The following is a 20,796-nucleotide window of genomic DNA, read 5'->3' as shown; positions in this document are numbered from 1 at the left end:
CTCGCGTCACGAGGGCGGATCGGCGAAATCGGCCGGATTGAGATTGAGCGTCGCGAGTATGCCTGAGTGCTGGGCGGTGTCGATGCGGCCCGGCAGCTCTCGGTCGACCCAATCGGCCCGGCTGTGTTGGCCCCGGTGGCGCAGGGTCTCAACGACCTTACCCTTATCAATCTTCATCGTCTGTATCGGCTCTCTTCGCGCAGAAATGAATCTGCATGCTGTCGGACTCGTCCATGGCCGCCCAGAGGCGAGCCGTCGGCCGGACGCCTTGCTGAGCGGCACCGGCTGGAGACATGCTGAACGGTCAGTGCGGTGCGCCTATTTCGTCGGCTGTAGAGGGCCGGCGGGACGAAACTCGATCGTCACGATCGGTCTTCGGGGCGTCAGCCACAACATACCCACTGGCCTCCCCGTGCACCTTCTGTAGAGCGGGGCCAGGAGAGTTGTCCCGGCGCGTCACGCCCGCAGCTGCGTGGCCGGGCCCCGCCGGTCGTCCACCTGGTCGCGTCGTGGCTTGAGCACGCTCGTTAGGTGAAGCTGCGCGTCTTCCGGAGCGCTACTCACCGGCACCCTGTAGGTCGCCACCCGCTCCAGCCAGTCATGGGGCACGTGGCCCCGGTCCGGATCGCCGACAACGACCCGACCGCCTCTCGCCGCGACGCGGGCGAGGAACGGCAGCATCCGGGCCGCCACAGACGGTTGGTAGAGGGCGTCACCGGTCAACACCACATCCACGCCGTCACCGTCGCCGTCAAGCAGGTCACTCGACGACAAGGTTAGGTCGACGCCGTTGGCCTGGGCGTTGGCACTGATTGCCGCGATCGAGTACGGGTCAATGTCGTTGGCGGTGACACCGGCGGCGCCCGCCATAGCCGCGGCGATGGCGACCAGTCCGGAGCCGGAGGCGACGTCGAGGACATGACGACCGGCCACCGTGTCCGGGTGATCCAGGATGTAACGCGCGAGAGCCTGTCCGCCGGTCCAGGCCGAGGCCCAGAACGGCGGCGGGAGGGCGTGCCCCGCCTCGGCTTCGAGCCGGGCCCAGAGGACGATCGCGTCCTCGGCCATGACCAGCCGCACCTCTGGCACCAGCGGCACCGGCGCCAGCCGGAGCCGATCGATGCTGGCTGTCCCGGTCACGCGCTCGGGAGCGGACAGCGCGTACAACACCAGCGGTTCGAGGCCGGGCACCGTGGCGTCGGAACGGACCATTATTGGCCGGTTCGTGGTCTCAGCCGCCGCCGTGACGACGGGCGAGGCCTCGCCGCCACGGCTCCGCGGTGTCAACGTCAGACCAGACGGATGTTAGCGGCCTGAAGCCCCTTCTGGCCCTGCTCGACGTCGAACTCGACCCGCTGATTCTCGTCCAGGCTGCGGAACCCGCTCGACGAGATGGCGGAGAAGTGGGCGAAGACGTCAGCGCCGCCGTCATCCTGCGTGATGAAGCCAAAACCCTTGTCCGCGTTGAACCACTTGACTGTACCGAATGCCATGTCTTCTCCTTGAGTACTGGTAGAGCCACTTACGGCCCCGGTTGTCGCCGCCGCTCGTCCGGAAGAAACGCAGAACAAAAAGCGCCTCGCGGGTTGGATACCCACCAGGCGCTGGCAAAGTATGCGACAAACCAAAGCATGCAACTCGCTCACGCTAGCACGGCGCGCCGCCGGCGGTGTCTTGGCGGTCAGCACTGACTGCGCCGGCTACCAACCCCCGTGCCGGAAAAGAACGCCGCCGCTCCCTGTGGCAAGGGACGTGGTTCCAAGGCACTCGTTCGGCGCCACGGCACGCGTCACGAGGCGGGGCGGCGCGGTGCCGTAAAGCTTCCAACGTGGGAGCCGGCCCAAGCCGTACACCGTGGTCATTTCGGGTTAGGATTCGGCGGGCAGGCCGAGCGAAACGGGTCCGACGCTGCCCCGGCGATCGGTCGGATCCGCCCGGATCATCTTCCGCACCCGACCTGTGAGCGGGTGAGTCGCGCGTTAACGCGCAAAAATTTGGAGCAGCTGTTGACTGAGGTAAGTACGCGTGACTCAAGTCCCTTCCGTGAAGCACTGGGAGCAAATGCGCCTTTCGACCACGCACCTGCGGTCGACGTGAGTTCGGCTGCGATGACTCGGCTGCGCACCCCGTTCGATGCCGAGAGTGACGCCGACCGGCAGACGGCGTCCCCGCCCTTCGCTGCTCGGTAGACGGTATGAGCAGCCCGGTTGACCGGGCCGGGGCCTCACTCGCAAGTTGACGTGGATTGCCGGCGAGGGTGGGCCTCGCTGGTAGTGCCGACATTTGCGGGAGGCGCCGGTGTTCATTGAGCGTACGAGTGTCGGGTTGGACGTTGCATGCGCGTTCGATCGTGGGGTGCGGGCTGGACACGGTGACCGGGCAGGTGTCGCAACGGCGGCTGGTGCCGGCGGCGGAGGCGGTGCTGGATTGGCTGCGGCAGCTGCCGGGGCCGGTGGCGGTGGCGTATGAGGCCGGTCCGACCGGGTTCGGCCTGGCCCGGCAGCTTAGGGCGGCTGGGGTGCGTTGTGTGGTGGCGGCGCCGTCAGAGCTGCAGCGTCCGGCCGGGGACCGGGTCAAGACCGACGCTCGGGACGCGTTGCACCTGGCGCGGCTGTTGCGGATGGATCAGGTCGTTGAGGTGAGGGTGCCCAGCGAGAGCCAGGAGGCCGCCCGGGACCTGGTGCGGGCTCGTGAGGACACGCGAAGTGATCTGATGCGCTGTCGCCACCGGTTGTCGAAGCTGTTGCTGCGCCACGGCATCGTCTATTCGAATGGACAGGCCTGGACCGGGGTCCACGAGACGTGGCTACGCGCCCAACGCTTCGCCCACCGCGCCATCCAGCTCACGTTCGAGGCCGAACTGGAAGCCATGCTGCTGGCCCGGGACCGGCGTGATCGACTCGACAAGACGATCACCGAAATGGCTGTCGCCGGCGAGTACGCGGCCGTGGTCCGGACGCCGCTTCCGCTTGCCACTTGACAGGAACCACCTACATACCAGGTGTACTGCCCAGGGAGGTTGGCTGAGGTCGTGTGACGGCACGACGTAGATAGACGTGATGACGAAGGCCTCCGGTTGGAGTGGAGCTCTAGGACCGCTCCGGCAACCAGGAGGCCTTGGTGTCCCACACTAACGCCGCTTTGACTCCTCGTGCGCGTATTCGCCTGGCGCGTCTGGTCGTGGATCAGGGGTGGCCGGTCGCCCGCGCGGCGGAACGTTATGACGTGTCCTGGTCGACGGCGAAACGGTGGCGGTCCGGTATGCCGAGCTCGGCGAGGTCGGGATGGTTGTTCGGTCATCACGGCCTCGCCGTAGCCCGAACCGCACGCCGCAGCCGGTGGTACGCAAGGTCGTGCGCGTGCCGTAACAGCCGCGGCGGCCGGTTGCCGGCGGTGTCGATGAGGACTCTTACCGGGCTGCGCCCGCATGCGGACTCGGCGGTCCGCGCGGCTGATCGATGCCGAGAGGCTCACCGGCTTATCGTCGGTCTCGTCCGCGCTGTGCGCGGGGACTGCCTCGGCGTACACCGGAGGCGGGTGTCTTCGAAAAGATTTTGGCTTGCTTGTCGATTGGGGTTGGTCCTTTTCGTCGTCCTGGTGAGAGCCCGGTACCGAGCCGGTCCATACACCCACTGGAGGGCATGATGACCACCACTGTGAACGCGACCCACGCCACCACTTCGACCTTCGGTGCGATGATCCGGACCGGTGTCATCGCCGCGGTTGCCGCGAGCGCCGCCACCATGGCCGTCGCCGCGGCCGGCCACGCGGCAGGGGTCAGCCTCGATATGGGCGGCGCCCCGATCCCGGTGGCGGGGTTCGGCGTGCTGACCGCTTCGTTTTCGCTGGTCGGCGTGGTCATCGCCGCGCTACTGTCCCGTTTCGCCCGGCGTCCGCGGCGGACGTTTGTCCGCACGACGTTGTTGCTGACGGTCCTGTCGCTGGTGCCGGACGTGATCGCCGAAGCCGGGGTGGCCACCAAGGTGCTGCTGATGCTCACCCACCTGGTCGCGGCTGCGATCGTGATCCCCGCTGTCGCGCGTCGGCTGACCGCCTGACCTGTCACCATCCCACCGTCGAGTTACCGGAGGATCGCGTCATGAAGCAGTACCTGCTGTCTGTGCATTTCGTGGAGGGTGCGCTGGCGCCGTCCGACGCGGAGATGCAGACGATGTTCAGGGAGACCGATCGGATCAACGACGAACTGCAGGCCGCGGGTGCCTGGGTCTTCGCCGGAGGGCTCCTGTCGCCGGACAGCGCCACCGTCGTCCGGATCGAGAACGGCACCACCACCATGAGCGATGGGCCGTTCGCCGAGACGAAGGAGCACATCGCCGGATTCTGGATCATCAAATGCGCGGACCTGGACCAGGCGCTGGCCTGGGCTGAGAAGTGCGCGGCGGCTTGCGGCCCGGTCGAGGTGCGCCCCTTCGACGACCTGTCCCAAGCCTGAACAGGAGCCGGTCACCCGACATGGACCTGGCGAGCATCTACCGCGCGGAGTACGGCCGTTGCGTCGCCACCCTGGCCCGCCTCCTGGGTGACATCAACCTCGCCGAGGAGGCGGTCCAAGACGCCTTCACCACGGCGCTGCAGAAATGGCAGACCCCGCCGGCGAACCCGGGCGCCTGGATCGTGACCACCGCACGCAACCGGGCCGTCGACCGGCTCCGCCGGGAGTCGACCCGCGAAGCCCGGCACGCCCAGGCCCTGCTGCTGCACCAACCCGACGAGCCCCAGGAGGTGGGACCGGTGAAAGACGACCAGCTGCGACTCATCTTCACCTGCTGCCACCCGGCCCTCGCTCCTGACGCGCGTACGGCCCTCACGCTCCGCCTGCTCGGCGGCCTCGAAGTACCGGAGATCGCACGGGCCTACCTGATTCAGGAGGCGACCGTCGCCCAACGGATCGTGCGAGCCAAGAAGAAGATCCGCGACGCCGGCATCCCTTACCGGGTTCCCGCCGAACATGAGCTGCCGGACCGGCTGCCGCCCGTGCTCACCGTGCTCTACCTGATGTTCAACGAGGGCTACACGTCCACCGCCGGACCGCTGATCAGAACGGACCTGTGCACCGAGGCGATCCGGCTCGCCCGCGAGCTCGCCGCGTTGATGCCCGACGAACCGGAGGTCCTCGGCCTGCTCGCCCTGCTGCTGCTGACCGAGGCGCGCCGCCCGGCCCGACTCGACCCGACCGGCGAACTGGTCCTACTGACCGACCAGGACCGGTCATTGTGGAACCCGACACTCATCGCCGAGGGCCACGACCTGGTCCGCCGTTGCCTGCGGCGTAACCGGCCAGGTCCGTACCAGATCCAGGCCGCGATCAGCGCGGTGCACACCGACGGCGCCGCCACCGACTGGCCGCAGGTCCTGGCACTTTACGACCAGCTCCTCGCGCTCGCGCCGACCCCGATCGTCGCGCTCAACCGTGCGGTCGCCGTCGCCGAGGTGCACGGGCCGGCGGTGGCCCTCGCCGCGTTGGAGGACGTCGATATCCCGGGCTACCACCGGCTGCCCGCCACCCGGGCCGAACTGCTGGCCCGGCTCGGACGCGACGCGGAGGCCCGAGCCGCATACGACCAGGCCATGGCGCTGGCCACCAACGAGACCGAGCGTTCCTACCTGCAGACCCGTCGTACGGAACTCACACCCCCAAGGGGAGCATCATGACCGCTACCTACACCTTCGACGTCTTTTCCAGCCTAGATGGCTTCGGCACCAACAGCGGCAACTGGGGCGGCTACTGGGGTAAGCAGGGCCCCGAGTTGCTCGAGCACCGCCTCGCCTTGTACAGCGAGGAGCAGCGCATGGTCTTCGGGGCCGGCACGTACCGGGTGTTCGCGCGGATGCTGGCCGCGAGCACCGAGCAGTCCGAGGTCCGTGACGCCTGGGTCACGCGGATGATGAGCCTCCCGGCGACGGTGGTGTCGAGCACGCTGCAAGGGCCCCTTGACTGGCCGGACGCGACCCTCGTGGGCGGTGACGCCGTCGACGTCGTCGCCCGGCTCAAGGAGGAGTCCGAGGTGCCCTTGCGCTCGCACGGCAGCCTGTCGTTGAACCGGGCGCTGATGGCCGCCGGTCTGGTCGACCGCGTCCAGGTGACGCTCTTCCCGGTGATCAGCGGTCAGACCGGGACGGAACCCGTTTTCCAGGGGGCGGCCGACTTCGACCTGGAGCTGATGGAGAGCCGGACACTCGACGGTCGCACCCAGGAACTCATCTACCGGCCCGCCCTGCACGTGTGAATCCCACCGTGCACCCCTATCCGTCACGCGGCCGCCCGGTGGACTGACACGCCGGGCTCGGGCGAGCCACGGGTCGAGTTGTTCGAGGATGTGGTGGGTCCGACACTCGGGCCGTTGAGTGAACGGCCTCGGCGAGGGCAGCACGATCACCGTCGAGCTCGCGGTAGGTCCGGCCCTGTCCGCGGGCTCGGCCCGGAACATTGATCATGTTCCAGATTGGGCTTGTGCGTCCACCGCACGGGTCGCGGCCCGGATTGTGCGGCAACGCCCCACCTGCTGCTCCGGACGTGGTACGAATCTTGGGCAGGATTGTCCGGAGAAGCGGGGGCGGTGGCGCGGGCGCGGTCGGGGTGGATTCTGCGTGGCCAGGAGATTCCCCGCCAGATCTCCTACCTGGAGCTCCTCTTCGACCTGGGCCTCATCGTCGCACTCATGCGGCTGACCGACCGCCTGACCGGCAACCTCGGCTGGAATCACGCGCTGGAAACCCTGGTCCTGCTCGCCGCGATCTGGTGGGTCTGGACGGTCACCGCGTACACCACCGACTGGTACGACCCCAGACTGCCGATAGTCCAGGTGATCGTCCTCGCCGTGCTGTTCGGCGGACTGCTGATGTCGCTGGCCATCGGCAGCGCATTCGAGGGGGTCAACGGGATCGCCTTCGCCGGGGCGTACGTGGGCCTGCACCTCTGTCGCGGGCTCATCCTCATCACCGCCCTGCGCGGTCACGCCCTGCAGAGGCGGCCCCTGCGGGTGCTCATCTGGTTCTGCCTGACCGGCGTGCTCTGGCTGGTCGGTGCGTTCCTGCCCAGCCCGATCCGGCTGGTGCTCTGGGCGGTGGCGATCACGACGGACTTCGCGGTCGGCCTCCTCGGTTATCCGCTGCCCCGGCTCGGCCGTTCGAACGCCGAGGAACTCCGGGTGGGCGGCGAGCACCTCGCGGAACGCTACCGGCAGATGTTCATCGTGACCCTGGGCGAGATCATCCTGGTCGGGGTGAGGCAATATGGTGACCCCCCGTTCGTGTCCCTGCGGACGGCGGGGGTGATCCTGCTCTTCGTCCTGACCGTGACGATGTGGCGGATCTATACCGTCTACGTCGCCGACTATCTGGCTGCCGGGATCGACAAGGCCAAGAGTCCCGGCCGGATCGCGCTGGTCGCGGCGTACGCGCATCTGGTCATGGTCGCCGGTGTGGTGTTGGTCGCCGCCGGTGGTGACCTGGTCGCCAGGGACCCCGTCGGCGAGATCAACCCCACCGAGCTGGCCATCGTGACCGCCGGTCCGCTGGTGTTCCTCGCCGGCCGCAGCGTGTATGCGCTGGTGGTGTTCCGGGCGATGCTGTGGCGGCTGCCCATCGGCGTGGCCGTCCTGTCGCTGGCGGCGCCGATGATGCGAGGGCTGCCACCGCTCGCGGTCGCGACCGTCATGACCGTGGGAATGATGGCGATCGCCTTCATCCCACACTGGGGGCAACCGGTGTACCGGACCCGCTGGCACATCCGTACCCGCTGGTGATCCGACCGCTCGCGGCCCCGCCGCCCTACGCGGGCTTCCTGCCGCCCGGCTCCCGATGACGAGCGGGTGATCGGCGGCCCGAAGTAGCGGTGGGGGATGCTGGGTCGGTGCACATCACGATCCTCGGCCCGCTCGCCGTCGACGGCCGGCCGGTTCGGGGCGACCGGCTCGCGACGGTGATCCGCGTGCTCGTCGACGCCCGTGGGCGGGCGGTCTCCACCACGCTGCTGGTCGACGCCGTGTGGGGCGGCACGCCGCCCGACGACGCGACCGGCGCCGTCCAGGCGCTCGTGTCCCGGGTACGCCGGCTCGGGCTGCCGGTGATCGCAGGTGCGGGGGGCTATCGCCTGCCCGCCGAGGAGATCACCGTCGACGCTGTCGAAGCGCGGGCGCTCGCCGAGCGGGGACGTGCCGCGCTCCGGACCGGTGACGTCCCTGCCGCCCGCAGCTGGGCCGACCAGGCCCGGGCCCTGTTACCCGAGGTCCCCGAGCTCGTCACCGCCGAGGAGACGCGCCTGTTCGCGGACGTCACCGCGCTCCGGGCAGAGGCGGCACTCACCGGTGCGGGGCCCCTCGACGAGGCTGACCTGCGCCGGCTCGTCGCACGTACGCCCCCGGACGAGCCGTCGGCCGCCCTGCTCGTTCGCGTGCTCGCCGCCGAGGGCCGCGACGCCGAGGCGCTGGAGGTGATCGACGGGCTTCGTGCCGAACTGGCCGACCGGTACGGCACCGACCCGTCGTCCGTGATCACACAGGTCCACCTGGCGCTGCTGCGCGGCGAACTCACCACCCCGGCTGTCGCGACGCCGCCCCGGCAGCCAACGCGGATCGCTCTGCCCGCCGCATGGCGCCGACCGGTGACCGCCCTCGTCGGTCGGGAGCGGGACGTCGAGACCGTGGGCGAGGCGCTCACCGAGGCGGCTCTGGTGACGATCGTGGCAACCGGCGGCGCCGGCAAGACCCGGCTGGCCGCCGAGGTGGCGCGCCGCGCGGCGACGGCCGGGCAGACGGTCCGCGTGATCGAACTCGCCGGTCTGCGCTCACCCGACGAGGTGCTGCCCACGGTGCTCGCGGCGCTCGGCGGAGGGGACACCTCGACGACCGGAGGCAACCTGGGCCTCGAACGGCGGGTCCTCAGCCCTGAGGAACGGTTACGCGCCGTAGCGCCGGACCTCGACGGGCTCGTTGTGCTGGACAACTGCGAGCACGTTCTCGACACGGTGGCCACCGTCGTCGCGGACCTGGTCGCGGTGACCTCGCCGGAGGTCACGGTGCTCGCGACGAGCCGGGCCCCGTTGGGCCTGGCCGGTGAGCGGGTCCACCGGCTGACCGCGTTGCCGGACGCCGACGCGCTCGGGCTGCTCGAATCCCGGGCGCGGGCCGGCGGCGCGGTGCCGACCTGGGACACCGCACGAGCGCTCGCGCTGTGTCACCGGCTCGACAACCTCCCGCTGGCGCTCGAACTGGCCGCCGCTCGACTGCGGCACATGCCGATCGACGACGTACTGGCCGGGCTGACAGACCGGTTCGCGCTCCTCGACGATGCGCTGCGGGGCCTGCCGGATCGGCACGCGAGCCTGTGGGCGATGGTCGACTGGAGCCGGGAACTGCTCGCGCCCGGCGACCGCGAGTTGCTCCAGCGGGTCGCGGTGATCCCCGCGCCGTTCACCGCGGACCTCGCCGCCGCGGTCGCGCAGACCCCGGACGTACGACGCGGTCTGGCGACGCTCGTCGAACAGTCCCTGCTGACCCTGGTCGAGGGAGACGGCCGGCCCCGCTACCGGATGCTCGAGACCGTCCGCGAGTACGGCGAAGCCCGCCTGGGCGCGGCCGGCGACCGAGATCCGGCCATGGCGGGCCTGGTCGGTTGGGCCCGGGAGCAGGCAGTCACCCTCGCCGACCGGTTCATCGGGCCCGGCCAGATCGAGGCGTTCGCCCGCTGTGCCGCCGAGCAGGACAACCTGCTCGCGGGCCTGCGCTGGGCGTTCGGGCTCGACGACGAGCCGGCCACGGTCGACCTCGCCACCGCGTTGTTCCACCTCTGGTCGGTGCGCGGCCTGCACCTCGAGGTCACCGGTTGGGCGCGAAGTCTGCTGCACGTCGAGGACCCGGACCGACGGCGAGCATCGGCGATCCTGCGCGGCCGGGCCGCCCGCCGGCCACTGCCCGACGCCGACCGGCTCGCCTGGACCTGCCTGTTGATCGGCGTCAACGCCGGCATCAGCGGCGAGGTCCGGCTCGCCGTGCTCGCCCGACGGGCGCTACGGACGCTCCTCGCCGAGCGGCCCACCGAGGTGTCGCCCCGGCAGACCGTGCTCGCGTCGGCGGTGCCCGCGTTCGACGCGTCGGACCTGGACGGGAGCATGAAGGGCGCCGCCGAGATGATCGCGCATCCGGACCCGTACGTGCAGGGACTCGGCCTGTTCGCCCGCGCCGCCATACGGGAGAACGGCGGCATGCCCGAGGCGTCGATCGTCGACGCCGAGCAGGCGTATCGCCAGTTCGAGGCCGCCGGTGACCACTGGGGCATGGCGATGGCGGCGGGCGCCGTCGGTCAGTTCTTCATCCCGGGCGGGGACACTCGCTCGGCCGACTGGCTGGCGCGCAGCGTCCACCACATGGATCTGATCGGCGCGACGCAGGACGCCCGCTCGATCCGTGTGCGGTTGGACGTGCAACGTGCCCTGGCCGGCGACCCGGAAGCGGAGCGGCGGCTGGGCGAGACGGCGACCGCGGACCAGGCCGAGGAAGTGGAAGTCGCGCAGGCGCGCCTCGGGCTGGCCCACCTGGCCTGGCAGCGCGAGCGATACGACGACGTACTCGCTCACGCCGACGGGGTGACCCGGACCCTGGCCGGGTGGGCCGGGCCGCCGCCGCAACCGCGCGTCATCCTCCGGGTCGCGGTGGCGGTCCTCCACCTGCGGGTGGCCGAGGTGCGGCGGGCGTCGGGAGACGATGCCGACGCCCACGCGGCCGCGTTGCTGAGGCTCGCCCGGGACGAGGCGCTGTCCTCGAGGGACCTGCCGGTGATCGGGGCGTTGGCGGTGGGCGGTGCCGAACTCGCGGCGTACCGGGGTGACGTCGGAGCCGCCCGCGAACTGTCCGCGCTCGGGATCCGGATCGGGGCCCACGACATGACCTTCTTCCCACCCGGAGACGGCGAACGGCTCGACGCCGCCCTCGGTGACGAGGAGCAGCGTGAGCCGTTGCTGGCCGCGTGGCGTGAGCGGCCCGTCGCCGCGACCACAGCCCGGATCCGCGAGCTGATGGACGACCTGCTCGGCTGAATTCAGATCTTCCGGCGATACGCGCGCAACGCCAGCGGCATGAACACCGCCACGAAGCCGGCACACCAGGCGAGCGTCCACCACACGTGCGAGCCAACCGGGGTGCCGAGGAACAGCCCGCGCACCGCTGCCACCAGGTGGGTCATCGGGTTGACGTCCACGAAGGCCTGCATCCAGCCCGGCAGCGTGTCGGCGCTGACGAACACGTTGGACGCGAAGCTCATCGGCATGATCAGCGCGAACATCAGGCCCTGCACGGCGCCCGCGGTACGCACCTTCATCGCCACGAGGACCGGCAGCCAACTCAGGCAGAGGGCGAACAGCACCGCGAGCAGGCAGCCGGCGAGCGCCCGGAGCGGGTCGGTGTCGATCCGGAAACCGAGCACGTAGCCGATCGCGAGGGTCGAGATCGTGACGATCACGTACCGTACGACGTCGCCCAGGACCGCGCCGACCAGCGGCGCGGAGCGGGGGACCGGCAGCGACCGGAACCGGTCGAAAATGCCCTTGGCGATGTCGGTGTTGAGGTTGACGCCGATCGCTATGGCGCCGGTGGCGATGGTCTGCGCCAGAATTCCGGGCAACAGGAACTGCAGGTAGTCGTGCGTGGATCCGGCGACCGCGCCGCCGAAGATGTAGACGAAGATGATGAGGAACAGCACCGGCTGCAGGGTGACGTCGATGAGTGCCTCGGGCGTACGCCAGGTCTTGATGAGGCTGCGCTTGGCGAGCGCCAACGAGTGCCGGGCGAGCCGGAAGGGTCGTGGTTTCGCCGCGATCGCCGACAGCGGGGAGTTCGTCTTGGGTGGTGCGTCGGCCAGGGTGCTCATGCCGCGACCTCCATGCGGTGGGTGGTCTCGTCGTCGGATGCCGTACGCCCGGTGAGGGTGAAGAACACCTCGTCGAGGCTCGGCAGGTGCAGGGAGAGTTCGGTGACCGCGATGCCGGCGGCGGCGAACCGCGCGACGCTCTCGGTCAGGGCCGCGTCGTCGGCGACCGGCACCGCGAGTACGCCCTTGCGGATCTCGTCGGCCTGCGCACCGGAGCCGACCTCGGTCAGGATCGCCGCGATCCGGGACAGCTGCGCGGGATCGGACGGCCGGACCTCGAGGGTCTGGCCGCCGACCACCCGCTTGAGCCCATCGGGTGTGTCGTGCGCGATGACCCGCCCGTGGTCGATCACCGTGATCGCGTCCGCGAGCGCGTCGGCCTCCTCCAGGTACTGCGTGGTGAGCAGCACGGTCGAGCCGTTGGTGACCAGCAACCGCACCACCTCCCACATGTCCTCACGTTTGGCCGGGTCGAGCCCGGTCGTCGGCTCGTCCAGGAAGATCACGTCGGGCGAGCCGACAAGGCTGGCGGCCAGATCCAGCCGTCGCCGCATGCCGCCGGAGTAGGTCTTGGCCTGCCGGTCAGCGGCGGCGGTCAGGTCGAACCAGTCGAGCAGTTCGGCGGCCCGCCGCCGCGAGCCGGTGCGCCCCAGCTCCAGCAGGGTGCCGAACAGCTCCAGGTTCTGCCGCCCGGTCAGGTCCTCGTCGACCGAGGCGTACTGGCCGGTGAGTCCGATGCTCTGCCGGACCCGCTCGGCATCGCGGACGACGTCGAAGCCGCTGATCCGGGCGGTGCCGCCGTCCGGGGTCAGGAGCGTGGAGAGGATGCGTACGGCGGTGGTCTTGCCGGCGCCGTTGGGGCCGAGCACCCCAAGCACCGTCCCCCGGGGCACCGCGAGGTCCACGCCCTGCAGCGCCCTCGTCTTCCCGAAGGTCTTGACGAGGCCCTCGGCCTCGATCACCAGGTCATCTGTCATGCCTCACAGCGTGCGCCGGCCGCCTGACACGGCACCGACACGGCACCGACACGCCCACCGAGGGCGGGATCGGGCGGGTCGGGCCGCCTCGGTCGCGTGACGGTCGTCCAGGGCGCACCGGCCCAGCCGGTCCATTCCCCGGCCAGTCAGGTGCAGTGCGGTGCCTGATCAGGACGCGGAGCACCGCCGACAGCGGCACTCCGTCGTCCCGGTAGTGCAGGTGCCAGCGTGTTCAGTACTGGAAGGCTGAACGAACTGAGCCGCCCACAATCGCGCACCACGTGTCCACGTCGACCTTCCCATTGGGTACCAGGCCGTGGAGGCGCTGCATGTCCTGGACCGCCTTCATGGTGCTGTGGTCGAATTCGCCGCTCATCGTGACGTCGTCGTACCCCTTGCGGCCGAGCAGGTACTGCAGCGCGTTGACGGGAAGACCGTTGGCGTCCTTGTCGAGGACCGGCACAAGCGCTTCCCAGGTGGCCGCGTCGAAGGTCGCGTCCGGGTCGACCCGGATCCCGTGGTTGGCTTGGAAGTCGGCCACGACGGCATTCATGTCGTAGCCGAATTCGCCGTTCGGGGTCAGCGGGTACCCGAGATCCGCGAGCAGGTACTGCGCGACCGCCACAACCGGGCCGTCGACGAAGCGCCAGATGTCGGGCCACCGGCGTGCGGGGATGTCCGGCTGTTGTGTTGCGAGTGCTGCCGCGACACGCGAGCGCACCATCGGGAACAGCCGGTAGAAGGTGGTGCCCGGGCACTCGGTGGTGTAGAAGTCCCCGTGGCCGAAGATGTCCCAGGGCTGCAGCCGGAACTGCTGGCACACCGCGGCGCACAGCGTCACCAGCGAGTCGAGCAGTGCGTCAGGCGGCGTCTCGGTGATGTACGTGCCCTCGTTCTCGATCCCGATCGCGTTCCCGTTCTCGCCCGGGCAGTGTGCGGAGATGACCTGGTGCGCGCCGGTGTCGAGCGTCTGCAGGCTGCGGTGGCGACCCTCCAGCACGTAGCCGCCACGGCTGACCGTGAAATGCTGTCCGGTGTCCGCCCAGCCGTTGACGTCCATGTGCAGGTTCTGACAGTCCCGCGCCAGTCGTATCGCCTGGTCGCGCGAGTAGTCCGTGACGTTCGGGAACGCCATGTGGTGCAGGATGATCTTGTTGGTGACGTTGCCGGTGATCTGAATCGCTCCCCGTGGCGGGCGCGCACCCCATGTGTCGCAATCGATGATCCAGGGGAACATGGCGCTGGGCGCGGCACCCGCTGGTGCCGCGGCGAACAGTTCAGTGCCGACGACCGCCGCGATCCCGGTACCCAGACCTGCCTTGAACAAGGTGCGCCGACCGACCTCGTGCCGATGAGTTGACATGCGCTGCCTCCATGAGGGGTGCGGAACAACAACGACAACTGTTGTGGGTCGGCGGATGATATCGATCTATGTCAGTGAAGGCTGAATGTGAGCCGGACGTCCGTCGTTCAGATCCACGCCGGGCGAGTGGGCGGACTGACATGATGCCACCTTCATCCGCGAGGATCGGTGGTGAAACATTTCAACCATTCCACCGCAACGCTTGGCAATTTTCAACAGCCAAACGTCAACGGCCGGCTGCGGTGGTGGAACACCGCGGCCCGGGTGGACCCGTTCGCCCGTACCGGTCAGATGTGCTCGGCACGACCGGGGTGTCCACATCCTGGGGAAACCTCACTGGACGGTCATTGGAGACGGGCCCGCAAATCGGCGATCCGATCCGCTGCGGTGATGAAGCCGGGGGAGTCGAGCTGGCCCCCGGTCTGGGCGTTGACCAGGGCGGCGGTGGCGGCTTCGCCCTGGCTGACGTCGCGGGCGGAGCACAGGATGAGGTCCATGCCGGCGGCCGCGGCGGCGACCGCGCGCTGGCCGGTGCTGCCGTAGTGAGCCAGCGCACCGGCTTCCAAAGCGTCGGTGACGGTCACCCCGGTGAACCCGATGCGGCCGCGCAGTTCCTGCCGGACCACGGTTGGCGACAGGCCGGCCGGGCGGTTCGGGTCCAGCGCCGGGTAGATGGCCCAGGACACCATGACGAGGTCGACGCCGCTGGCGACGGCGGCTGAGTACGGGAACTCGTCGGTGCCGCGCAACGTGGCCAGCGACTGGGACAGGGTGATCGGCCGGCTGTCGGTGTTCTGGTCCGTTGCCGCCTGTCCCAGTCCCGGGAAGTGCTTGGCGGTGGCGGCCACGCCGGTGCGCTGCTGGGCGGTGATGAACGCCCGCCCCAGGGGCGCGACGGTGCCGGGGTTCGCGCTGTAGGAGCGCTGGTACTGGTCGATGAAGTTGCCCGCAGTGGAGTAGACGTCGAGAACCGGGGCGAGGTTGACGTTCATGCCCACCGCGGCGAGGGTGCGGCCGGCTCCGGTGCCCGCCGCGGCCGCCGCGGCCATTGGATCGGCGGACTGGCCGATCCGCTTCTCCGACAGCGCGGGCGCCCCCGACAGCCGCCGGATCAGGCCACCCTCCTGGTCGACCATGAGCAGCAGCGGCACGTGGACCGGGCTTTGCGCCTGGGCTCGTCGCAACTGGGCGATCACCGAGCTGATCTGGGCGGTTCCGGCGATGTTCTCCCCGAAGAAGATCACTCCGGCGGCCTCACCGGCGCGGATGATCCTCAACAGGCTCGCCGGTGGTGTCAACCCGGGATAGGAGTAGATGATCCGCTGCCCGGCCAGTTGCCACCTGGTCAGGCCCGCCGACCTGCTCGGCGCCGGCACGGACGGTACCGGCGCGGTCGATGTGGACGGCGGTGCCACTCGTCCGCTACCCGACCCACCGGGCGCGGACCGGATTGAGCGTGCCCCATCAGGGGCGGACGGCCCGGGCGCGGGGGCGTGCGACGACTGGCAGGCGACCATGGCAAGGCCGAGCGTCCCGGCCGCCAGCAAGGTGCGAACCTTCGCCGCTGGGTACATGACCACCTCCGCGTAGCCCGCACCGGTCCCGGTGTGCCTGAACGGACCCGACGATCGGTCGACGGTGACCGGTCTGCGGTGTTCCGATCTCATCCGCCGGCGGCGATGAACGATGCATCCGCTCCGGCGCTGATCGCCGGCGCTGCACTAGACGTGCGTGATCACGTTCTTGCCGTACGCCGTGAGGGTCTTCTCCTTGTCGTCATGCATGAGGTAGAGGGCGAAGTTCTGGACCCCGATCTCCTTGAGCTCCTGCAGCCGGTCGACGTGGGCCGACTCGGGACCGAGCAGGCAGAAGCGGTCGACGATGGCGTCGGGCACGAAGTCGGTGGACGGATTGCCGGCGCGGCCGTGGTGTGAGTAGTCGTAGCCCTCGCGGCCGGTGATGTAGTCGGTCAGCGCCTTCGGCACCACACCGGAGTCGCCGTAGCGGGCGACCAGGTCGGCCACGTGGTTGCCGACCATGCCGCCGAACCAGCGCAGCTGATCCCGTTGGTGTACGACGTTCGTACCCACATAGGCGGGGGCGGCGACGCACATCGTGATCGAGTCCGGATCCCGGCCGGCGGCGCTGGCCGCGTCGCGTACCGTGCCGATCGTCCAGCGGGCGATGTCCGGGTCGGCGGTCTGCAGGATGAAGCCGTCGGCCTGCTCGCCGACCAGCCGCAGCGCCTTCGGGCCGTAGGCGGCCATCCAGATCTCCAGCTTGCCGTCACGCACCCACGGGATGCGCACCGGCGTGCCGTGGTGTTCGACGGCGCGTCCCTCGGCCAGTTCCTTGATCACACGCATGGCGCTTCTGAGGGTGGCCAGGCTCGCCGGCGGTTGGCCGATGACTCGGCGGGCCGAGTCGCCCCGGCCGATTCCGCAGACGGTTCGGTTGCCGAACATGTCATTGAGAGTGGCGAAGAGTGACGCGGTGACCGACCAGTCGCGGGTGCTCGGGTTGGTCACCATCGGTCCGATGATCAGGTGCTTGGTCGCGGCGAGGACCTGCGAGTAAATGACGAACGGTTCCTGCCACAGCACGCAGGAGTCGAACGTCCACCCGTAGCGGAACCCGTTGTCCTCGGCGGCGGCAAGGCCCGCCACCACGTCGCGAGCGGGCGGGTCGGTCTGCAGTACGACACCGAAGTCCACGGTCAACTCCTCGTCAGACCAGGTACTGGCTGAGGTCGCGCTTCAGGAACCTGCCGTGCCCGGCGGCGCCGTGGAAGGCGTTGTCATCGACGACGATCCGGCCGCGGGACAACACGGTGGAGACCTTCCCGGTCAGCCGCATGCCCTCGTACGCGGAATAGTCCACGTTCATGTGGTGGCTGCCGACGGAGATGGTCTGCTCGGCCGTCGGGTCGTACACCGTGATGTCCGCGTCCGCGCCCGGGGCGATGACGCCCTTGCGTGGGTAGAGACCGAACATCCGGGCGGGTGTGGTCGAGCTGATCTCGACCCAGCGCGGCAGGGTGATCTCGCCCTTCACGACGCCCTGGTAGAGCAGGTCCATCCGGTGCTCGACGCCCGGCATCCCGTTGGGGATCTTCGAGAAGTCTGCCCGGCCCAGCTCCTTCTGGTCCTTGAAGCAGAAGGGGCAGTGGTCGGTGGACACCAGCGACAGGTCGTTGGTGCGCAGGCCGCGCCACAGTTCCGCCTGGTGCTCCTTGGGCCGCAGCGGGGGAGAGGCGACGTACTTCGCGCCCTCGAAGTCAGGCCTGGCCAGGTCGTCCAGCGACAGGAACAGGTACTGCGGGCAGGTCTCGGCGAACACGTTCTGCCCGGTGTCGCGGGCCCGGGTGACCGCGTCGAGGGCCTGCGCGGCGGACAGGTGCACGATGTACAGCGGTGCGCCGGTGACCTTCGCCAGGGTGATCGCCCGGGAGGTTGCCTCGCCTTCCAGCTCGGGAGGCCGGGTCAGCCCGTGCTGTACCGGGTCGGTCCGCCCACTCGCCAATGCCTGCGCGACGAGCTGGTCGATGGCGATGCCGTTCTCGGCGTGCATCATGATCATTGATCCGGTGTCCCGCGCCTTCTGCATCGCCCGCAGGATCTCTCCGTCCGTGGCGTAGAAGACACCCGGGTAGGCCATGAACATCTTGAAGGTGTTCACGCCCGCGTCGATGCAGGCCTCCATCTCTTTGAGCGACGTGTCGTTGACGTCCGAGACGATCATGTGGAACCCGTAGTCGATCGCGCAGTTGCCGTCGGCCTTGCTGTGCCACTTGTCCAGCGCGGACAGCAGCGACGTTCCCTTGCCCTGCACGGCGAAGTCGATGATCGTGGTGGTGCCGCCCCAAGCCGCCGCGGTCGTGCCGCTCTCGAAGGTGTCGGCCGAGAAGGTGCCCCCGAACGGCATCTCCATGTGGGTGTGCCCGTCGATGCCGCCCGGCACCACGTACTTCCCGGCGGCGTCGATCACCCGCTCGGCGCCGGACGCCCACTGTTGGGCCAGACCCGAGTCCGGCGCGGCGAGTGCGGCGATCCGCTCGCCCTCCACCAGCACGTCCGCCGGGTACTCCCCGGTGGCGTTGACGACTGTTCCGTTGCGGATGACGATGCTCACGGCGTCACCAGCGATTCGTAGGTCTCCGGCCGGCGGTCGCGGTAGAACGCCCACAGGTCGCGCACCTCGGCCAGCCGGTCCATGTCGAGATCGCGGATGACGACCTCTTCCTCGGTGTCCGACGCGGCGTCGCCGACCAGTTGCCCCCGAGGGTCCACGAAGTAGGACTGGCCGTAGAAGTCGTTGTCGCCCAACGGTTCCACGCCGACGCGGTTGATCGTGCCGACGTAGTATTCGTTGGCGACCGCGGCGGCCGGCTGCTCGAGGCGCCAGAGGTACTCCGACAGGCCCCGGCTCGTGGCGGAGGGGTTGAAGACAATCTTCGCGCCGGCCAGCCCCAGCGCCCGCCAGCCTTCGGGGAAGTGCCGTTCGTAGCAGATGTAGACGCCGATGCGGCCCACCGCGGTGTCGAACACCGGATAGCCGAGGTTTCCCGGCCGGAAGTAGAACTTCTCCCAGAACCCTTTCACCTGAGGGATGTGGTTCTTGCGGTGCTTGCCGAGGTAGGTGCCGTCGGCGTCGATCACCGCCGCCGTGTTGTAGTAGACGCCTGGCTGTTCCTGCTCGTACATCGGCACGATCAGCACCACACCGTGCTGCTCGGCGATCTCACGCATCAGCGCGGTCGTCGGCCCGTCGGGGATCGCCTCGGTGTACGAGTAGTAGTCGGCGTCCTGGACCTGGCAGAAGTACGGGCCGTAGAACAACTCCTGCAGGCAGACGACCTGTGCGCCCTGCGACGCGGCGCTGCGGATCGCCTCCACCGCGTTCGCGATCATCGACTCCTTGTCGCCGGTCCACTTCTGTTGCACCAGCCCGGCTCGGATGATGGTGCTCATCGGTCTTCCTCCTTGGCGTGAGCGGTGCGCGGCAGCGACAGCGCCAGGTAGGCGACGAACGCGCCGACCAGACCGGCGACCCAGCTGTAGTCGTAGAGCGGCTTGAGCCACGGGATGAACCCGTCCTCGGGGAACGGCCCCTTACCTGGTGCGGAGTAGGCGCCACCCACCGCGAGGACCGCGCCGACGACGGTGGCGACGATGGCCGCCCAGTTCCAGCCGCCGGAGAACCAGTACCGGCCCTCGGGACGGTAGAGGGCGGGCAACTGGAGGCGCGTGCGGCTGCGAACCCAGTAGCCGGCGATGAGCACTCCGGCGACGGCGCCGAGCAGGCCGCCGTAGAACCCGAGCCACACGAAGATGTAGATGTTGGGGTCCTGCACCAGCCGCCACGGCTGGATCAGGATGCCGAGCACGCCGGTGATCAGCCCTCCGGTCCGGAAGTTGACCAGTCGGGGTGCGGCGTTGGAGAAGTCGTACGCCGGGCTGACCGTGTTCGCAGCGACGTTCACCGACAGCGTCGCGACCACGACCGTGAACAGGCCCAGTGCGACGACCAGCGGGTTCTCGAACTTGGCGGCGAGCTGGATGGGGTCCCAGATCGCCTCGCCGTAGATCACGGCCGTGCCTGAGGTGATCATGATCGACAGGAGGGCGAAGAACGACATCGTGGTGGGTAGGCCGAGGACCTGGCCATACGCCTGCTGCCGCTGGCTGCCGCCGAACCGGGTGAAGTCGGGGATGTTCAGCGACAGGGTCGCCCAGAACGCGATCATCGCCATCAGGGATGGAGCGAACAGCTTCCAGAAGTCGGCGCCCCAGCCCAGCTTCGACGGCTCGGACAGGATCGGGCCGAGCCCGCCGGCCTCGACCATGACCCAGATCAGCAGGGCCACGGCCACCACGATGACGAAGGGCGCTGCCCAGTTCTCGAAGCGTCGCAGGGTGTCCATGCCCCGCCAGATGATCGCCATCTCGATCGCCCAGAACAGGAAGAAGGAGGCCCACAGCGTCCACGGGTAGTCCATGATCCGCGCCGCGTCGACCCACCAGGAGCCCAGCAGTTTCCCGGCGATCGCGTAGATCGCCTCACCGCCGATCCAGGTCTGGATGCCGAACCAGCCGCACGCGATGAACGCGCGCAGCAGAGCCGCGAGGTTGGCGCCGCGAACTCCGTAGAACGCGCGGGCGAAGACCGGGAACGGAATTCCATACTTGGTGCCCGCGTGACTGTTCAACAGCATCGGGATCAGGACGAGCAGGTTGCCCAGCGTGATCGTGAGGAACGCCTGCACCCAGTTCATACCGAGCTGGATGAGCCCGGCGGCGAGCAGGTAGGTGGGGATGTTGTGCGCCATGCCGATCCACAGCGCCGCGAAGTTGTACGTGGTCCAGGTGCGCTTCTCGATCGGTACCGGGGCGAGCTCCTCGTTGAAGTAGCGGCTGTCGGCGATCGTGGAGAAGTCGCGCAACTCGACTCGGCCGTCCGGATGGGTGATCTGCGTGCCGGGTTCGACCGCGGTGGTTTCGGCCGGGGGCAGGGGCTCGACGGTCATCGGTCACCTCCTGTTACGGTGCCGCAACACTGGCCGACCAACCCGGC

19 protein-coding genes are annotated in these 20,796 nt (G+C 69.2%); 8 read left to right on the top strand and 11 right to left on the bottom strand.

From position 1 onward, the window contains the following. Positions 1-6 precede the first annotated feature (6 nt). From AC0OLQ_RS24130 to AC0OLQ_RS24120, 3 genes are all read right to left on the bottom strand, one after another. Positions 7-177: a hypothetical protein gene (locus AC0OLQ_RS24130; protein WP_484528172.1), complete on the bottom strand. Its 171-nt coding sequence runs from the start codon at positions 175-177 to the stop codon at positions 7-9. 279 nt (positions 178-456) lie between these two features. After that, a complete protein-coding gene (locus tag AC0OLQ_RS24125) occupies positions 457-1,212 on the bottom strand; it encodes a class I SAM-dependent methyltransferase (protein ID WP_484528171.1) in 756 nt (251 codons plus the stop codon). A 77-nt stretch (positions 1,213-1,289) separates the two neighbouring features. Then, positions 1,290-1,493, bottom strand: coding sequence for a cold-shock protein (locus AC0OLQ_RS24120; RefSeq protein ID WP_107078210.1), 204 nt, complete (start codon positions 1,491-1,493; stop codon positions 1,290-1,292). Positions 1,494-2,371: 878 nt separating this feature from the next. Between AC0OLQ_RS24120 and AC0OLQ_RS24115 the strand changes: the two genes are divergently transcribed. The 8 genes from AC0OLQ_RS24115 (at position 2,372) to AC0OLQ_RS24080 (ending at position 11,053) form a co-directional block, all read left to right on the top strand. After that, positions 2,372-2,980 (top strand): IS110 family transposase, encoded by a 609-nt coding sequence (locus tag AC0OLQ_RS24115; RefSeq protein WP_484528170.1) that lies wholly within the window; start codon positions 2,372-2,374, stop codon positions 2,978-2,980. Positions 2,981-3,120: 140 nt separating this feature from the next. After that, on the top strand, positions 3,121-3,645 hold the full coding sequence (locus AC0OLQ_RS24110; RefSeq protein WP_484528169.1) for a helix-turn-helix domain-containing protein: 525 nt from the start codon (positions 3,121-3,123) through the stop codon (positions 3,643-3,645). Beyond that, complete coding sequence (locus AC0OLQ_RS24105) at positions 3,642-4,058, top strand: DUF6069 family protein (RefSeq protein ID WP_484528168.1); 417 nt, start codon at positions 3,642-3,644, stop codon at positions 4,056-4,058. The genes AC0OLQ_RS24110 and AC0OLQ_RS24105 overlap by 4 nt, the downstream gene beginning before the upstream one ends. Before the next feature lie 41 nt (positions 4,059-4,099). Beyond that, positions 4,100-4,453: a YciI family protein gene (locus tag AC0OLQ_RS24100; protein WP_484528167.1), complete on the top strand. Its 354-nt coding sequence runs from the start codon at positions 4,100-4,102 to the stop codon at positions 4,451-4,453. Positions 4,454-4,473: 20 nt separating this feature from the next. Next, positions 4,474-5,673: an RNA polymerase sigma factor gene (locus AC0OLQ_RS24095; protein ID WP_484528166.1), complete on the top strand. Its 1,200-nt coding sequence runs from the start codon at positions 4,474-4,476 to the stop codon at positions 5,671-5,673. Then, positions 5,670-6,248, top strand: coding sequence for a dihydrofolate reductase family protein (locus AC0OLQ_RS24090; RefSeq protein ID WP_484528165.1), 579 nt, complete (start codon positions 5,670-5,672; stop codon positions 6,246-6,248). The genes AC0OLQ_RS24095 and AC0OLQ_RS24090 overlap by 4 nt, the downstream gene beginning before the upstream one ends. Before the next feature lie 330 nt (positions 6,249-6,578). Further along, a complete protein-coding gene (locus AC0OLQ_RS24085) occupies positions 6,579-7,766 on the top strand; it encodes a low temperature requirement protein A (protein WP_484528164.1) in 1,188 nt (395 codons plus the stop codon). A 107-nt stretch (positions 7,767-7,873) separates the two neighbouring features. Then, positions 7,874-11,053 carry an ATP-binding protein gene (locus AC0OLQ_RS24080; RefSeq protein WP_484528163.1) on the top strand — a complete coding sequence of 1,060 codons (3,180 nt, stop codon included), beginning with the start codon at positions 7,874-7,876 and terminating at the stop codon, positions 11,051-11,053. Between the two features lie 2 nt (positions 11,054-11,055). Here AC0OLQ_RS24080 and AC0OLQ_RS24075 read toward each other — a convergent pair whose 3' ends face one another. The 8 genes from AC0OLQ_RS24075 to AC0OLQ_RS24040 all read right to left on the bottom strand — a co-directional run bounded on the left by AC0OLQ_RS24075 (position 11,056) and on the right by AC0OLQ_RS24040 (position 20,749). Beyond that, complete coding sequence (locus AC0OLQ_RS24075) at positions 11,056-11,883, bottom strand: ABC transporter permease (RefSeq protein WP_484528162.1); 828 nt, start codon at positions 11,881-11,883, stop codon at positions 11,056-11,058. Beyond that, positions 11,880-12,860 (bottom strand): ATP-binding cassette domain-containing protein, encoded by a 981-nt coding sequence (locus AC0OLQ_RS24070; protein WP_484528161.1) that lies wholly within the window; start codon positions 12,858-12,860, stop codon positions 11,880-11,882. The genes AC0OLQ_RS24075 and AC0OLQ_RS24070 overlap by 4 nt, the downstream gene beginning before the upstream one ends. Before the next feature lie 232 nt (positions 12,861-13,092). Then, complete coding sequence (locus tag AC0OLQ_RS24065) at positions 13,093-14,223, bottom strand: peptidoglycan recognition protein family protein (RefSeq protein ID WP_484528160.1); 1,131 nt, start codon at positions 14,221-14,223, stop codon at positions 13,093-13,095. 344 nt (positions 14,224-14,567) lie between these two features. Then, the gene (locus AC0OLQ_RS24060) at positions 14,568-15,599 is read right to left on the bottom strand and encodes a glycoside hydrolase family 3 N-terminal domain-containing protein (protein ID WP_484528159.1); all 1,032 of its coding nucleotides are present in this window, start codon (positions 15,597-15,599) and stop codon (positions 14,568-14,570) included. 345 nt (positions 15,600-15,944) lie between these two features. Continuing rightward, complete coding sequence (locus tag AC0OLQ_RS24055; protein WP_484528158.1) at positions 15,945-16,937, bottom strand: TIGR03842 family LLM class F420-dependent oxidoreductase; 993 nt, start codon at positions 16,935-16,937, stop codon at positions 15,945-15,947. A 13-nt stretch (positions 16,938-16,950) separates the two neighbouring features. Next, positions 16,951-18,354 (bottom strand): dihydropyrimidinase, encoded by a 1,404-nt coding sequence (gene hydA / locus AC0OLQ_RS24050; RefSeq protein ID WP_484528157.1) that lies wholly within the window; start codon positions 18,352-18,354, stop codon positions 16,951-16,953. After that, on the bottom strand, positions 18,351-19,193 hold the full coding sequence (locus AC0OLQ_RS24045; protein ID WP_357336431.1) for a nitrilase-related carbon-nitrogen hydrolase: 843 nt from the start codon (positions 19,191-19,193) through the stop codon (positions 18,351-18,353). Before AC0OLQ_RS24045 ends, hydA begins: the two co-directional genes overlap by 4 nt. Next, complete coding sequence (locus tag AC0OLQ_RS24040) at positions 19,190-20,749, bottom strand: NCS1 family nucleobase:cation symporter-1 (protein ID WP_357336429.1); 1,560 nt, start codon at positions 20,747-20,749, stop codon at positions 19,190-19,192. Before AC0OLQ_RS24040 ends, AC0OLQ_RS24045 begins: the two co-directional genes overlap by 4 nt. Between the last annotated feature and the right edge of the window lie 47 nt (positions 20,750-20,796).

This window comes from Micromonospora sp. Utrum1 (assembly GCF_057197805.1).
This window is presented reverse-complemented; position numbering and strand designations above follow the sequence as displayed.